General features: G+C 67.5%; 16 protein-coding genes and 1 tRNA gene. 4 read left to right on the forward strand and 13 right to left on the reverse strand.

The window, feature by feature from the left end; translation table 11 throughout:
- Positions 1 to 35 precede the first annotated feature (35 nt).
- The 3 genes from EV645_RS06355 to EV645_RS06365 form a co-directional block, all read right to left on the reverse strand.
- A complete protein-coding gene (locus EV645_RS06355) occupies positions 36 to 1,478 on the reverse strand; it encodes a GuaB1 family IMP dehydrogenase-related protein (RefSeq protein WP_130440680.1) in 1,443 nt (480 codons plus the stop codon).
- A 116-nt stretch (positions 1,479 to 1,594) separates the two neighbouring features.
- On the reverse strand, positions 1,595 to 2,203 hold the full coding sequence (locus EV645_RS06360; RefSeq protein ID WP_130440682.1) for a hypothetical protein: 609 nt from the start codon (positions 2,201 to 2,203) through the stop codon (positions 1,595 to 1,597).
- Positions 2,200 to 2,712 (reverse strand): hypothetical protein, encoded by a 513-nt coding sequence (locus EV645_RS06365; protein WP_130440684.1) that lies wholly within the window; start codon positions 2,710 to 2,712, stop codon positions 2,200 to 2,202. The genes EV645_RS06360 and EV645_RS06365 overlap by 4 nt, the downstream gene beginning before the upstream one ends.
- A gap of 400 nt (positions 2,713 to 3,112) precedes the next feature.
- Here EV645_RS06365 and EV645_RS06370 point away from each other — a divergent pair, with 400 nt between their 5' ends.
- Together EV645_RS06370 and EV645_RS06375 are read left to right on the forward strand one after the other, a co-directional pair.
- Positions 3,113 to 3,451 (forward strand): hypothetical protein, encoded by a 339-nt coding sequence (locus EV645_RS06370; RefSeq protein ID WP_130440686.1) that lies wholly within the window; start codon positions 3,113 to 3,115, stop codon positions 3,449 to 3,451.
- On the forward strand, positions 3,445 to 4,461 hold the full coding sequence (locus EV645_RS06375) for a hypothetical protein (protein ID WP_130440688.1): 1,017 nt from the start codon (positions 3,445 to 3,447) through the stop codon (positions 4,459 to 4,461). The genes EV645_RS06370 and EV645_RS06375 overlap by 7 nt, the downstream gene beginning before the upstream one ends.
- Positions 4,462 to 4,509: 48 nt before the next feature.
- Here EV645_RS06375 and katG read toward each other — a convergent pair whose 3' ends face one another.
- The 3 genes from katG to EV645_RS43115 form a co-directional block, all read right to left on the reverse strand.
- The gene (gene katG, locus EV645_RS06380; protein WP_130440690.1) at positions 4,510 to 6,738 is read right to left on the reverse strand and encodes a catalase/peroxidase HPI; all 2,229 of its coding nucleotides are present in this window, start codon (positions 6,736 to 6,738) and stop codon (positions 4,510 to 4,512) included.
- A 38-nt stretch (positions 6,739 to 6,776) separates the two neighbouring features.
- Positions 6,777 to 7,202, reverse strand: a complete 426-nt coding sequence (locus tag EV645_RS06385) for a Fur family transcriptional regulator (RefSeq protein WP_130440692.1) — start codon at positions 7,200 to 7,202, stop codon at positions 6,777 to 6,779.
- Positions 7,203 to 7,271: 69 nt separating this feature from the next.
- Positions 7,272 to 8,153, reverse strand: coding sequence for an SDR family oxidoreductase (locus tag EV645_RS43115; RefSeq protein ID WP_130440694.1), 882 nt, complete (start codon positions 8,151 to 8,153; stop codon positions 7,272 to 7,274).
- Between the two features lie 83 nt (positions 8,154 to 8,236).
- On the opposite strand from EV645_RS43115, the gene EV645_RS06395 reads away from it, so the two are divergent.
- Complete coding sequence (locus EV645_RS06395; RefSeq protein ID WP_130440696.1) at positions 8,237 to 8,812, forward strand: TetR/AcrR family transcriptional regulator; 576 nt, start codon at positions 8,237 to 8,239, stop codon at positions 8,810 to 8,812.
- 53 nt (positions 8,813 to 8,865) lie between these two features.
- Here the strand turns inward: EV645_RS06395 and EV645_RS06400 are convergent, their stop codons facing one another.
- Positions 8,866 to 9,558: a hypothetical protein gene (locus EV645_RS06400; RefSeq protein WP_130440698.1), complete on the reverse strand. Its 693-nt coding sequence runs from the start codon at positions 9,556 to 9,558 to the stop codon at positions 8,866 to 8,868.
- Positions 9,559 to 9,669: 111 nt separating this feature from the next.
- Between EV645_RS06400 and EV645_RS06405 the strand changes: the two genes are divergently transcribed.
- Entirely contained in the window at positions 9,670 to 10,284 is a 615-nt protein-coding gene (locus EV645_RS06405) for a TetR/AcrR family transcriptional regulator (RefSeq protein ID WP_130440699.1), read from the forward strand.
- A gap of 214 nt (positions 10,285 to 10,498) precedes the next feature.
- On the opposite strand, the gene EV645_RS06410 is transcribed toward EV645_RS06405, so the two are convergent.
- From EV645_RS06410 to glp, 6 genes are all read right to left on the reverse strand, one after another.
- Positions 10,499 to 10,571 (reverse strand) — tRNA-Ala (locus EV645_RS06410).
- Positions 10,572 to 10,644: 73 nt separating this feature from the next.
- Positions 10,645 to 11,421, reverse strand: a complete 777-nt coding sequence (sepX, locus tag EV645_RS06415; protein ID WP_130440700.1) for a divisome protein SepX/GlpR — start codon at positions 11,419 to 11,421, stop codon at positions 10,645 to 10,647.
- Between the two features lie 97 nt (positions 11,422 to 11,518).
- Entirely contained in the window at positions 11,519 to 12,136 is a 618-nt protein-coding gene (locus EV645_RS06420) for a GNAT family N-acetyltransferase (RefSeq protein WP_130440701.1), read from the reverse strand.
- Positions 12,136 to 12,624 (reverse strand): MogA/MoaB family molybdenum cofactor biosynthesis protein, encoded by a 489-nt coding sequence (locus EV645_RS06425; protein WP_130440702.1) that lies wholly within the window; start codon positions 12,622 to 12,624, stop codon positions 12,136 to 12,138. The genes EV645_RS06420 and EV645_RS06425 overlap by 1 nt, the downstream gene beginning before the upstream one ends.
- Positions 12,621 to 13,103, reverse strand: coding sequence for a cyclic pyranopterin monophosphate synthase MoaC (gene moaC / locus EV645_RS06430; RefSeq protein ID WP_130440703.1), 483 nt, complete (start codon positions 13,101 to 13,103; stop codon positions 12,621 to 12,623). Before moaC ends, EV645_RS06425 begins: the two co-directional genes overlap by 4 nt.
- Complete coding sequence (gene glp / locus EV645_RS06435; protein WP_198681486.1) at positions 13,100 to 14,326, reverse strand: molybdotransferase-like divisome protein Glp; 1,227 nt, start codon at positions 14,324 to 14,326, stop codon at positions 13,100 to 13,102. The genes moaC and glp overlap by 4 nt, the downstream gene beginning before the upstream one ends.
- Position 14,327: the final 1 nt, after the last annotated feature.

Below are 14,327 nucleotides of genomic sequence, written 5' to 3' on the forward strand. Positions count from 1 at the left end.
AATCTCACCCCGGGGATGAGATCGGATGTATACGATTACACCTGCCAGCTCGTGTCGAGCGGCTTGCCCTCGGCGTATCCGGCGGCAGTCTGCAGCCCGACCACGGCCCGCTCGTGGAACTCGGCGAGGTTCGCGGCACCGACGTACGTGCAGGAACTGCGGATGCCGGAGACGATCGAATCCAGCACGTCCTCCACGCTCGGGCGCTCCGGGTCGAGGTACATCCGGGCGGTCGAGATGCCCTCCTCGAAGATGCTCTTCCGGGCCCGCTGGAACGGCGTGTCGTCGGCCGTCCGGGATCGTACGGCGCGAGCGGACGCCATCCCGAAGCTCTCCTTGTAGATCCGGCCCTGGCTGTCGCGGTGCGGGTCGCCGGGCGACTCGTACGTACCGGCGAACCACGATCCGATCATCACGCTCGACGCCCCGGCCGCCAGGGCGAGCGCGACATCGCGCGGATACCGTACGCCGCCGTCCGCCCAGACGTGCTTGCCGAGTTCACGGGCCCGCGTCGCGCATTCGAGCACGGCGGAGAACTGCGGACGACCGACGGCGGTCTGCATCCGCGTCGTACACATCGCGCCCGGTCCGACACCGACCTTCACGATGTCGGCGCCGGCGTTGACGAGATCCGTGACGCCCTCGGCGGTGACCACGTTGCCGGCCACGATCGGCACCGCCGGCCCGAGCGCGCGGACCCGCTCGACGACCTCGAGCATCCGCTCCTGATGCCCGTGCGCGGTGTCGATCACGAGTACGTCAATGCCGACGTCGAGCAACGCCTTCGCCTTCTGCTCGGCATCCCCGTTGATCCCGATCGCGGCGGCGATCCGCAGCTTGCCGTTCGCATCCAGCGCCGGTTCGTACAAGGTGGCGCGCAGCGCGCGCTGCCGCGTCAGAATGCCGACGATCTGCTCATTCGCATCCACCACCGGCGCGAGCCGGTGCCGCCCGTCGTGCAACTGGTTGAACGCCGACTCGGGATCGATCCCCTGCGGCAACGTCAGCAACTCCCGGGACATGATCCCTTCAAGTTGTGTGAACCGATCGACACCCGCACAGTCCGCCTCGGTCACCACCCCGACCGGTCGCCCGTGATCGACAACCACGACCGCGCCGTGATTCCGCTTCGGCAACAGATTCAACGCCTCACCCACGGTCCCCGTCGGCGGCAGCGTCAACGCGGTGTCGTGCACCGGATCCCGCTCCTTGACCCACGCGACCACCTCGGCGACGACATCCACCGGAATGTCCTGCGGAATCACCGCAAGCCCGCCACCCCGAGCCATCGTCTCCGCCATCCGCCGCCCCGACACGGCCGTCATATTCGCGGCCACCACCGGAATCGACGCCCCACTCCCGTCCCGGGTCGAAAGATCAACATCCAGCCGCGACGCGACCCGGGACCGATTAGGCACCAGGAACACATCACTGAACGTAAGGTCTCCCACCGACTCCCGACCAACCTGAAACCGCATGGCAGACCCCTTCACCCGAAGAACAAACCCAGCCAGCCTGTCACGTCAGGTACCCCCGAACAAGCTGGTCACAGCGTGTGTTCGGCAGCGAACTCCTGCTCTCTGCTGGTTGATCGTCAGCGGTCGAGGCCGTGGCCAGGTCGCGGCGAGGAGTCTGTCCGGCGGACGCCGAAACGGGATGCCGCCAACGGGCGTGATGTTGCCAAGGGCACCTGTCCGGGAAACGCGTGCGCGATCGCGCGGTTGGCATCGAGCTCAGCCTGGCGCTGCGCCTGGTTCTGCCTGATGCTCGGCATCCGGTCACCGAACGCATTCAGACCCGGCTGACGGTCGTGAAGATTCCGATTGAGCCGCGCACACGTGTGCTCGTAGATATTGCCGGCACCTCGCCGCGGCTTGACAGCCAGCAACTCCCGCCGAGGCAGTCCGCCGGGCTCCACGGCCGGCATCTCCCGAAACACCAGCCGATAGTCCGCCTTCTGCTGCGGATCAGACTGCAGATAAGCAGTCACGCAGTCCCGCAGATCCCCCTTCCCAGACTCGTACCCGAGCGCATGACGCCCATCCGACGTCCCAGCAGCCAGCTCCCCCATTTCACGAAGGACCTGTCGGCGAACGTAATCCTCTGGTCCGCCCGGGTTTCGCCCCGCCGCCGCCGTGAGTCTCCGGAAGTCCATCGCGAACCCATCGCCGATGATCAGCTCGTATCCGTCGCCGGACGTCATTGCGAGGTGTCGTCCTCATGGCGGATCTCATCGAGGATCCGCTGAGTCTCAGGACCCATCATCTCGGCGAACTCGTCGACGGTCATCGGACGGCTGGTCGGCAACGGCTCGGACGCATACACGCGGCGGGTCGGATCGTCGATCGTCCCGGCCGGGGGCTCGTCGTCGCCACGCAACTGCCGGTACTGCGAGGTCGACATGATGACGGCCTCGGGCTCACCACCATCGCCCCAGATCACCGGCACGAAGGCCCCGTCGCGGATGGCATCCACCATCGACGTCAGCCCCGCCGCCACGGTCTCCGTCGCCACCACCCCAGGACGACGCTCGAACTTCGACTCCCCGTCAAGATCCTCGAACTGGTCATAGGTCAGCAGCACCGCCTCCGGCACCCCACCGTCGCCAAAACTGAACGGCATCGTCCGCCCACGCCGGAACCGCGCCAGCACCCCGGCAACATCCCGCCGCACGTCCTCCACCGACCGAATCCCAGAACCATCAGTAGCCACGCCCCGACTCTACGACGCCACACCATGCCGGCCCCGCACTTATCCACAGCCACCCAGCCCAATTGCAGCAAGCTGCAGCACTGTGGATAACCCGCCCGACGAACACCCTCCGTATGCAACCCTTACACCAACAGCACCCAAGAACGGAGCCTCAATGCACCACCGCCCGGCCCTCGGAACCACCGCAGCCCTCAGCGCCCTCCTAGCGCTAACCGCCTGCCAAGGCTCCCCGGCAGCTGGTCACCCCAACACGGCTCCGACGTCTCCGGCAGCGTCGCCTCCGACCCCCTCCCCCACTCCAACCGTCTCCTCCGAAGAGGACGCGGTCGCGGCAGCGGCAGCGGCGTACCGGGGATTTGTCGCCGCGACGGATGCCATGTACCTGAGCGGTGGAGTCAATGTGACAGCGCTCAGCAGGTACGCAAGCGGCGTGATGCTCAAAGCCGAGACCATCGAGGCAGAGAAGTTCCGCGGCTACAAATGGCGTTCCGTCGGCCATTTGCAGGTGGTCTGGATCAAGCCGCTGACGATCGGCAAACCAGACGCGCAGGGTCAGATCAATGACCTGATCCTGAGTGCTTGTGTCGACTCGTCCAAGGCCGGTGCCGTGGATTCCAAGGGAAAGAGCGTGCGGCTACCCGGGACACCAGCACAAACCGTCGACGAGATGCGCATGCGCCGTATCCAGGGAGCCTGGAAGGCTGACTACGCACAAAGCAGAAAGCCCGCAACATGCTGATCATCAAGCTGTTCGGAGTCGTGGCGATTCTGTCTGTCGTCGGGGTATCCGCGGCCGTCGCTGATCCCACGCCCGTCGCACCAGGCTGCGTCACTGGCTGGAGCGCCGGGCAGTGCGTCTACTCCGTCGGCGACGACGGGCATCCACCGACCGAGAGGGTCAAGGCCACGCCCGGGGCGAAGAAGCCAGGTGCCTCCGCCTGTGTGTTCGAGGGGCAGGTTGTGCCGTGCCGGACGAAGGACGGATTCTTCGATGCGGCGTCGGGGTGCTACCTCTACCCGTTGGACGCGCCGAGGTCGTTGGACCATTGGACCGCGATCAGCGACTACCCGCCTGGCACGAGGTTCTACGGGTGCTGGAAGATTCTCGGGGTAGTAGACGGCAAACCGGTAGGCGAGTTGACACTCGAGTCAGTTAACCGCCCACCGGGGGCGACGCGGACGATTGATCCGCGGGAGGCGGCTCGGCGGGTGGTGGCGACTATGAAGTTCGTTGCGCCTCAGCTCGGGCTTTCGCCATACGTTCAGAGCGTGAACCACGTCGGGATCGTGAATGTGCCGGTCTGGATGTGGGTGACCGATCCTGGCTCGACTACGACGGGGCCGCAGACCAAGCGGGCGGCGATCGGGGGCGTTGGGATCGAGGCGACCGGCACTGTCGAGCGGATCGAGTGGGCGATGGGTGCTGGGAAGACCGTTACCTGCAAGGGCGCGGGGACCCCGTTCACGAAGGTGATGGCGGCCGGGAAGTCGCTCAAGGACATGCCGTCCTCGCCGACGTGCGGCTACAGGTACGCCAAGACCTCCCGTTGCGAGAAGGGCGGCACCTTCACCGTCACGGCGACGGCGTACTGGAACGTGCACTGGACCGGCGGTGGCATGGAGGGCGACATCCCACTCGACTTCAGCCGCTCGATCCCGCTCCAGGTCACCGACCTGCGACCGGTGCTCGTCGACCCGGACGGCGGCTCGAGCACCCCGTCGGTCGCTCCGCAATCCTGCAGCAACTGAAAACCGGCTCCCCCTGTAACAGGAGGAGCCGGCTTCAGTTGCAGATGCTTACCGCAGGTCGAAGCGGTCGAGTTCCATGACCTTGTGCCAGGCGGCGACGAAGTCCGTCACGAACTTCTCCTTGGCGTCGTCGGAGGCGTAGACCTCGGCGACGGCGCGGAGTTCGGAGTTCGATCCGAAGACGAGGTCGGCGCGGGTGCCGGTCCACTTGACCTTGCCGTCGACGGTGGCTTCGAACGTCTCCTGGCTGTCGTCGGCGGCGTGCCATTCGGTACCGAGGTCGAGCAGGTTCGCGAAGAAGTCGTTCGTGAGCGTGCCCGGGTTGTCGGTCAGTACGCCGGACTTCGAGCCGTCGTAGTTCGCGCCGAGGACCCGCAGGCCGCCGACCAGGACGGTCAGCTCCGGCGCGCTCAGCGTGAGCAGGTTCGCCCGGTCGAGCAGCAGGTACTCGGCCGGGAGCCGGTTGCCCTTGCCGTAGTAGTTGCGGAACCCGTCAGCGACCGGCTCGAGCGCGGCGAACGAGTCCGCGTCGGTCTGCTCGGCCGACGCGTCGGTCCGGCCCGGCGTGAACGGTACGACGACGTCGTACCCGGCGTTCTTCGCAGCGACCTCCACACCGACACCGCCGGCGAGGACGATCACGTCGGCCAGCGATACCGGCTTGCCGAACGCCTGCTGGATGCCCTCGAGCGTCCGCAGTACCTGCGCCAGCTCGTCCGGGTTGTTGACCTCCCAGCCGGCCTGCGGCTGCAGGCGGATGCGGGCACCGTTGGCACCACCGCGCTTGTCACTGCCACGGAACGTCGACGCCGACGCCCACGCGACCGAGACGAGCTGCGAGACCGACAGCCCGGACGCCGCGATCGCAGCCTTCAGCGCGGTCACATCGGCCTCACCCACCAGCTCGTGGTCAACGGCCGGCAGCGGGTCCTGCCAGATCAGCACCTCGCTCGGAACCTCGGGGCCGAGGTACCGGACGACCGGACCCATGTCGCGGTGGGTCAGCTTGAACCAGGCGCGCGCGAACGCGTCGGCGAACTCGTCCGGGTTGTCCTTGAACCGGCGCGAGATCGGCTCGTAGATCGGGTCGAAGCGCAGCGCCAGGTCCGTGGTCAGCATCGTCGGCTTCTGCTTCTTGGCCGGGTCGAACGCGTTCGGGATGATCTCCTCGGCGTCCTTGGCCACCCACTGGTTCGCACCGGCCGGGCTCTTCGTCAGCTCCCACTCGTAGCCGAACAGGAGGTTGAAGAAGTCGTTGCCCCACTTGGCCGGCGTGGTGGTCCAGGTGACCTCCAGACCGCTGGTGATCGCGTCCGGGCCGTGGCCGGTGTTGTACGTGTTGCGCCAGCCGAGACCCTGGTGGTCCATCGGCGCGCCCTCCGGCTCGGCGCCGACGTACTGCTCCGGGTCGGCCGCACCGTGGGTCTTGCCGAAGGTGTGGCCGCCGGCGATCAGCGCGACGGTCTCCTCGTCGTTCATCGCCATCCGGCCGAAGGTCTCGCGGATGTCGCGGGCCGAGGCGATCGGATCCGGGTTACCGTTCGGGCCTTCCGGGTTCACGTAGATGAGGCCCATCTGGACCGCACCGAGCGGCTTCTCCAGCTCACGATCGCCGGTGTAGCGCTCGTCGCCGAGCCACGTGGTCTCGGGACCCCAGTAGACGTCGTCCTCCGGCTCCCACACGTCGGCGCGGCCACCGGCGTACCCGAAGGTCTTGAAGCCCATCGTCTCGAGCGCGACGTTGCCGGTCAGGATCAGCAGGTCGGCCCAGGAGATCTTCTGGCCGTACTTCTTCTTCACCGGCCAGAGCAGGCGGCGCGCCTTGTCCAGGTTGGCGTTGTCCGGCCAGCTGTTCAGCGGGGCGAACCGCTGCTGACCCGCACCGGCGCCGCCGCGGCCGTCGCTGATCCGGTACGTGCCGGCGCTGTGCCAGGCCATCCGGATCATCAGCGGGCCGTAGTTCCCGAAGTCGGCCGGCCACCAGTCCTGCGAGGTGGTCAGCACCTCGGCGATGTCCGCCTTCACCGCGGCCAGGTCGAGGCTCTGGAACGCGGCCGCGTAGTCGAACTCCTCGCCGAGCGGGTTCGCCACCGCGGGGTTCTTGGCCAGGATCTTCAGGTTCAGCTGGTTCGGCCACCAGCCGCGGTTCGCGTTCCCGCTGGTCGGGTGCACACCCTGACCGTGGGCGACGGGGCAACCGCCGGACGCCTGCGCATCCTCTTCGCCGCGGCTCTCCTCGCTGCCTTCACCGGGCAGTGGCTCATGGATCTCGGACATCAGATTCCTTCCAGGACTGGACTTTTCGGATGGAAAGATCAGGTACGGCGTGAGCAGTCGGCGCACAGCCCCCAATAGATGACCTCGGCCTCGTCGATGACGAACCCGTGGTCCTCGGACGCGGTCAAGCAGGGCGCATGCCCGACCGCACAGTCGACGTCGGCGATGGCACCGCACGACCGGCAGACGGCGTGGTGGTGGTTGTCACCCACGCGCGACTCGTACCGCGCCACCGACCCCAACGGCTGGATCCGCCGCACCAGACCCGCTGCCGTCAACGTGTGCAGCGAGTCGTACACCGCCTGGTGCGACGCCTGGGGCAATTCGTTGCGCACGGCACCGATAATCGAGTCCGTGTCCGAATGCGGAAACTCGTACACCGCGGCCAGCACCGCCACCCGCGGCCGAGTCACCCGCAACGAAGCCCCACGCAACAACCCCTGGAGCTCATCCACCGTCGGCACGCCCCAGAGTCTTCCCCGTTTTCTGGAACGAGTCAAGATTAGCTGACGCGATTCTCAACCTGAGACAACTCAGGCCCGAAGATTCTCCAAGTCCGCCAGGAGATTCGGGTGTTCGGGCTTCCAGCCGAGTGCATCCCGGGTGTGGGCGCTGGATGCGGGCTGGTCGGTCGCGAAGATCGGTCCGAGCGGGCCGTACGTCTCCTCAGGCACAGCCTCGACCGGGAGCCCGAGCCGCCGACCGATCACCGCGGCAATATCGCGTACGGCGTCGCCCTCGTCGTCCACTGCGTGCCAGGCGGTCCCGGCCGGCGCATTTTCCAGCACCAACCGAAAAAGCACGGCCGCATCCAGAGCATGCACCGCAGGCCACCGCTGGGTGCCATCTCCGGGATAGCCGGATACGCCGGTGCGCCGCGCGATCTCCGTCAACAAGCCGGCAAACCCACCGGTTCCCTGATTGTGAACAGTCCGAGGCATCCGTACGGCGGCACTCCGCACGCCACGCTCCGCCAGACCCAGCACGCCCATCACGGACCGCCCGCGCCCGCCGACCGGCCCATCAAGAGGCAGCGGATCCGCTTCCGTGGACATCCGCCCCGCCACCCACGGCGTACCCGAGACCGTCACCAACGGACGGCCACTCCCCACCAACGCCTCTCCCAGCACCGCAAGCGCAGCCCCCTCCTCCGCAACTCCCGCCGCCAAGGCCTCCGGACTGCTGAAATCGTTGCTAAAGGCAAGGTGAATCACACCGTCAGCCTCGCCGGCACCGGCCCGGAGCACATCGAGATCGGCAAGACCCCCGCGAACGACGACAGCACCGGCCTTCTGCAGCGCCGACGCACCTGCGTCGGACCGTGCGAGCGCGAGCACGGAGTGCCCATTGCCGAGCAACTCTCGAACGACAGCCGAGCCGATCAGCCCGCTTCCACCGGTGATGAATACCTGCATCAGACGCTCCTCAACGTGATGGGACCTTTGTCCCATCACAGTAACACTGACGAGACAAAGGTCCCATCACCTACAATCGACCCATGGCCCGATGGCAACCCGGCGCACGCGACCGACTGGTCCTGGCAGCAGTGGACCTCTTCGCCGACCAGGGCTACGACTCGACCACGGTCGCGCAGATCGCCGAGAAGGCAGGCGTCACCAAGAGCACCTTCTTCCGCCACTTCCCCGACAAACGCGAACTCCTGGTCGCCGGCCAGGAAACCCTCTGCCGCCTCCTGATCGAGGGGATCGCCGAGGCCCCCGAGGACGCGGGCCCACTCGATGCGATCGCGGCCGGGCTCGAGCGCGCCGCGAACGCGATGGGCCCGATGAACCGCGAGCTGGGCCCCCGCCTCAAAGCAGCCATCGCCGCCAGCACCGAACTCCAGGAACGCGACGCCTTGAAGAGCGTCGGCCTCGCCAAGGCCATGACCGATGCGCTGCTCGCCCGCGGCGTACCGGACCCGCTCGCCCACCTCGCCGCCGAACTCGGCGTACTCGCGTTCAAGCGCGGCTACGCCACCTGGATGGAGCTCGACCACGACGAGGACGGGCTGGCGCCACAGGTGCTGGCCGCCCTCGCCGAACTCCGCGCGGCCAGCGCCTCACTCGGGTGAGAAGGCGCCTGAGACGGATCCTTGCCTCAGGCACCTACCCCCCCTTCGGCGTATCAGCCGGCCGCGGCCGGGACCGGAGCTTGCCTGGGCCGCGCGACGACCGCAGTACGGCGGGAACTGCGGAGGACACTGATGCTCACGGCAAGCGTCCACAGGCTCCAGAGTGCGCCCATGCTGGCCGTCGTACCCCAGCCCTGGGCGCTGTAGAAGTTCGCCGGGTCGTCACCGAAGTACAGAGCGGGGACGAAGGCGAGGTTGATTGCTGCGAGCACGAATGCGGACCAGCCGACCCACTTCGGCAGCAGCCGTAGCCGGTAGACGACGATGCCGAGTGCGATCAGGAACAACCCCATCAGCAGGCGCGAGATCAGACCCTGCATCAGGTACTGCGCTCCCGCGAACGGGCCCTCCTTCGTGGTGTCGATGTCGTGGTCGGTGACGATCGCGGCGCCGGCCTCCATCGACTGCGGCACGAACACCATCGCCACCCAGAGCAGACCGGCGGTCTGGATGACGCCCGCGATCCAGTCCGACGCGACGTCGACCTGATGGATCAACTGGCGCAGGCCGGTGAAGAACAGGATGTAGAACACGCAGCCCACGATCCCGATCAGGCTGCGGGTCAGGATGTTCCAGTCCGGCGGGGCGCCGGAGTAGAGGAAGTACAGCGGTACCTGCACGACGATCAATGCGCTCGCGATGACCCCGAACAGCCCCGCATATCTGCGAATCACGACTTCGGACACGGCGAATCCCCTCTCGAAGTTGACGAGACGTCTCGTCTCATGAACGAGACGCTAAGTCTCGCCAGAGACCACTGTCAAGACACAACGTCTCGTCTCGTGTAAGCTCCGGACATGGCGACACCCTCGACTCCCGCACCCCGTTCGGCCCCCAACCCCGACCGCCGGAGCGAGCGCGCCCGCCAGGCGATCCTGGATGCAGCGCTCGAGCTGTGCGGCGAGCAGCTGTACGCCGGCCTCACCATGGAGGGCATCGCCAAACGCGCCGGCGTCGGCAAGCAGACGATCTACCGCTGGTGGCCGTCAAAAGCGGCCATCCTCCTGGAAGCGATCGAGGAACGCGGCCGCAGCACCCTGGATTTCCCCGACACCGGCAACCTGGAAGCCGACCTCCGCACCCAGATGACCCAGGTAGCCCAAGCCTTCGCCAGCCCCATGTTCGCCGCCTACAGCAAGGGCCTGATAGCCGCCGCCCAAAGCGACCCCGACATCGCGAAAGCAGTGGTCGAAACCATCATCAACCCCCGAGTAGACCTCTGCAGAGAACGCCTGTCCAAGGCCCAATCAGCAGGCGAACTCCGCGAAGACATCGACCTGGCAGACCTGGTAGAGCTCCTCTACGCCCCCCTCTACTACCGCCTACTCCTACACACCCGCCCAGTCACAAACGACCAGGTAGACACAATCCTGAACCTAGCCCTAAACGGCGCAGCCCAAGACAAGAAATAACCCCGACCCCAGCCGGCGAGCAGACCACCCAACCCAACCCAAGCCGGTGAGCAGACGGCCCAACCCGACCCAGGCGAAGCCGAGCGAAGCGAAGGCCCAAGGGGGTGCGGGTGGCGAAGCCCCCGCCGGCGGGGAGCGAAGCGAAGCCGCACAAACAACGAGGGCGAGGCGGTCAACGCAGGAACTGCGTGACACACCTCGCCCATCGCCCTCGTGGAGCTGAGGGGATTCGAACCCCTGGCCTCTTCGTTGCGAACGAAGCGCGCTACCAACTGCGCCACAGCCCCGAGCTGGTCGCCTTGGTTTCCCTGGCGACCGCGAAACTCTAACACGTAGAGGCCCGGACTCTAAAACCGGATATCAGTCGCCGACGGCGCGTTTCACCTCGGGTTCTTCGGGTGTGGCGGGCTCGGCGACGACGGGCTTCTCGGCGGGGTCCGTCGTCCGTGCGCTGGAGAAGACTTCGTCGTCGGTGAGGGAGATCGTGCGCACGGTCCGGTCGGGTGCCTTCTCCTTCAGCACGTACGTCGGAAGCGTCACCGGCACCGGGTCCCAGAGGCCTTCGGCAGCAGGCTTCTCGGCGGGCTTGGCCGGCGCAGGAACGTCGGGGAGCTTGACCTCGATGGTCATCTCCTCGTCGGGTGACGGCGCCGGCTTGCCGGCCGGTCCGCGGTCGTGCTGGGCCTGCACGCGGGTACGTCGCTCGGCAGCGATCCGGGCACGCGTCCGCGCCTGCCGCCGCAGCTGCACCCGGGTGAGTACGACGAAGCCGAGGATCGCTGCGCCGGGGATCGCGACCGACCACCACGGCACCATGGCGAGACCGGCGAGTGCGAGGACCGACAGCAGCGAAAGGGTCAGGATCGACAGCACCCGCCGACGGCGCATTGCGGCCACCCGGCGGGCTCGGTTAGGGACGTACCGCTTCGGCGGCGAGGGGTCGTCGGCGGCGGTCGGGCCGGGCGGGCGTACGACGTACCGCGGTCGCGACGGGTCCCGTGAAAGCACCCGCGCTTCGGCGGATGACGGCACCACTGGTTGCCGTCGCGCCTCGTCGCCTCGCTTCAGCCACATCGGGACGAGGTAGGCAGCCCAGGCGGCGACGATCGCCACATAGATCAGCCCTGTCGTCCCCATGCGACGACGCTAAGGTGCGGCGGGGGCCAGATGGGGTACGTGAGACGGTGTGTCGCAAGAAGACTCGTGTGACTGATGTGAATAGCACGCACGGTAGTCATTGCAATCGCGCTACGAGACCGGGCCCGACCTCTTCGACGTTGAGCGCGAAGATGCGGTGGTCGCGCCAGTCGCCGTCGATGTGCAGGAACCGCGGCCGCTCGCCTTCGTACCGGAAGCCGAGCTTGTCGACCACGCGCAGACTTGCCTTGTTCTCCGGGCGGATCGCGACTTCGATCCGGTGCAGGCCGAGGGTGAACCAGCAGTGGTCGGCGGCCATCGCGACGGCGGTCGGCACGATCCCGCGACCGGCGTACTGCTCGTCGACCCAGTACCCGAGGTTGGCCCAGCGCGCCGATCCGTACGTGATGCCGGACACCGTGAGCTGCCCGACCAGGGGCCACTTCGCCCGCGCGCCGACGCCCGCCGCACCGCCGTACGTGATGACGAACGGGAGCATGCGCCCGTACCGCGCCTGCCGGTTCCAGTCACGTGCCATGGCGCGGAAGGTGCGTGCACCGTCCTCCGCACCAGGTGGCTGGGTCGCATCCCAGGGCCGCAACCAGCTGACGTTCCGCTGGCGTGCAGCAGCCCACTCTCCGCCGTCGCCCGCCCGTAAAGGCCGCAGCCCGACCTGTCCGTGCTGCAGTTCGACAGGCCAGTGCACGATCGCCATCAGTCAGTGTCCGTCCGCACATGGTCGCCGCCGTGTACCTGCTCGACCGCATGTCGCAGCAGCGGTTCCAGTACGGCGAGACCGTCCTTCACCCCGCCACGTGATCCGGGCAGGTTGACGATGACCGTAGTACCTGCGACTCCGGCCAGTCCACGCGACAGTGCGGCTGTCGGTACTCCGTTGGCGACGCCGTACGCCCGGATCGCTTCAGCAATCCCCGGCACGACCTTCGACAGCACAGCAGCTGTCTGCTCGGGCGTCGCGTCGGTCGGCGAGATCCCAGTACCGCCTGTTGTCAGCACAACGTCGTACGACGCCTCGACGGCGGCACGCAATGCGTCGCCGACCGGCGGGCCATCGGGAACGACAGACGGCCCGGACACCTCGAAGCCCCACTCGGTCAGCCTTGAGGCGATCAGCGGACCTGTGGTGTCGGTGTAGATCCCAGCGGCCGCACGGTTGGACACGCTGACGACAAGAGCCCTCACGGCCGCTCCCAGTGCCCGGTCTTGCCGCCTTCTTTCAACTCCACCCGTACGTCGGTCAGCACTGCCGCCGGGTCCAACGCCTTCACCATGTCGATGACAGCGAGCCCAGCGACCGCAACGGCAGTCAGAGCTTCCATCTCGACACCGGTGCGGTCGGTCGTCTTCACCTGCGCCCGGATCAGTACGGCGTCGTCCGCCACCTCGAGGTCGACCTTGGCGCCGGTGATCGCGATCGGATGGCAGAGCGGCACCAGGTCAGGCGTGCGCTTCGCGCCCATGATCCCGGCGATCCGGGCGACACCGAGCGCATCACCCTTCGGTACGCCGTCACCGCGGAGCGCGGCCACCACCTCGGCCGAGGCCAAAACCTTGCCGCTGGCAACAGCTCGCCGACTGCCGACGTCCTTGGCCGACACGTCGACCATCCGCGCGGCCCCGGTCTCGTCGACGTGGGTCAGCCCGGCAGGCGGCTCGGTCATCCGGTCTCCTCGTCCAGCAGCATGAGCTCGACTTGATCTCCGGCCCGTACGGCGGTGACGTCCTCGGGCACGATGATCAGTGCGTTCGCGCGGCTCAACCCGCCGAGCAGGTGCGAGCCGTGCCCGCCGACTGTACTGGCCATCCAGCCCTGGTCGCCGGAGGTGGCCGCTGCGCGGACGAACTGCCTCCGCCTAGCGGGTGAGCTGAACCCGTCCAGCGTCACTCCCGGGACCAGTGCGCGCCGGTACGGCATCTGGCCCATCATCTTGCGCAGTGCGGGCCGTACGAACACCTCGAACGACACGTACGCCGACACCGGGTTGCCCGGCAACGTGAAGATCGGCACCTCGTCCTCACCGATCACACCGAACCCCTGCGGCTTCCCCGGCTGCATCGCGACCTGCGGGAAGTCCACAGTGCCCAGCTTGGACAGCTCCTCCTTCACCACGTCGTACGCGCCCATGCTGACGCCGCCTGTGGTGATGACCAGGTCAGCACGCACCAACTGGTCGGACAGGGTGTCCATGATCCGCTTGGGGTCGTCGTCGACGATGCCGACGCGGTACACCACCGCTCCGGCGTCCCGCGCACACGCGGCCATGGTGTAGCTGTTCGAGTCGTAGATCTGCCCGTCACCTAGCCGGCTCCCCGGCTCGCGCAGCTCGGCACCGGTCGAGATCACCACGACCCGCGGTCGCGGACGGGCCTTCACCCGCGCCCGGCCGACCGCAGCCAGTACGGCGATCTGCCGCGGCCCCAGGGTGGTGTCGCGGTCCAGCACCTGTACTCCGGCCGTCACGTCCTCGCCGGCGTGCCGCACTGAGCCACCGACCGGCGGCTGCTGGGTGATGCGGACGTTGACCGTCCCACCGTCGGTCCACTCGACCGGTACGACGCTGTCGGCGCCCCGCGGCATCGGTGCGCCGGTCATGATCCGCACGCAGGTACCGGGGGTCACCACGATCGGCTCGCTCCGACCAGCCCGGAACTCTCCTACTACCGGCAGGGCGATCGGGTTCTCGTCGGAGGCGCCGGCCAGGTCACCGGCCTGGACGGCGTACCCGTCCATGGCCGAGTTGTCGAACCCGGGCAGGCTCACCCCCGAGACGATGTCCTCACACAGCACCAAACCGACCGCGTCCATCAGCGGCTGGTCGAACGCGGGCAGCGCCGTCACTCTCCCGAGCACAGCCTCCAGATGCTCATCCACACTCCGTCTCACG

It is taken from the genome of Kribbella rubisoli, from assembly GCF_004217145.1.
Lineage (GTDB): Bacteria > Actinomycetota > Actinomycetes > Propionibacteriales > Kribbellaceae > Kribbella > Kribbella rubisoli.

Bases quoted from the DNA above. Each gene is read 5' to 3' on its own strand.
- EV645_RS06355 (WP_130440680.1), bottom strand. From the start codon at position 1,478: ATGCGGTTTCAGGTTGGTCGGGAGTCGGTGGGAGACCTTACGTTCAGT.
- EV645_RS06360 (WP_130440682.1), bottom strand. From the start codon at position 2,203: ATGACGTCCGGCGACGGATACGAGCTGATCATCGGCGATGGGTTCGCG.
- EV645_RS06375 (WP_130440688.1), top strand. From the start codon at position 3,445: ATGCTGATCATCAAGCTGTTCGGAGTCGTGGCGATTCTGTCTGTCGTC.
- katG (WP_130440690.1), bottom strand. From the start codon at position 6,738: ATGTCCGAGATCCATGAGCCACTGCCCGGTGAAGGCAGCGAGGAGAGC.
- EV645_RS43115 (WP_130440694.1), bottom strand. From the start codon at position 8,153: ATGCAGGTATTCATCACCGGTGGAAGCGGGCTGATCGGCTCGGCTGTC.
- EV645_RS06395 (WP_130440696.1), top strand. From the start codon at position 8,237: ATGGCCCGATGGCAACCCGGCGCACGCGACCGACTGGTCCTGGCAGCA.
- EV645_RS06405 (WP_130440699.1), top strand. From the start codon at position 9,670: ATGGCGACACCCTCGACTCCCGCACCCCGTTCGGCCCCCAACCCCGAC.
- sepX (WP_130440700.1), bottom strand. From the start codon at position 11,421: ATGGGGACGACAGGGCTGATCTATGTGGCGATCGTCGCCGCCTGGGCT.
- EV645_RS06420 (WP_130440701.1), bottom strand. From the start codon at position 12,136: ATGGCGATCGTGCACTGGCCTGTCGAACTGCAGCACGGACAGGTCGGG.
- moaC (WP_130440703.1), bottom strand. From the start codon at position 13,103: ATGACCGAGCCGCCTGCCGGGCTGACCCACGTCGACGAGACCGGGGCC.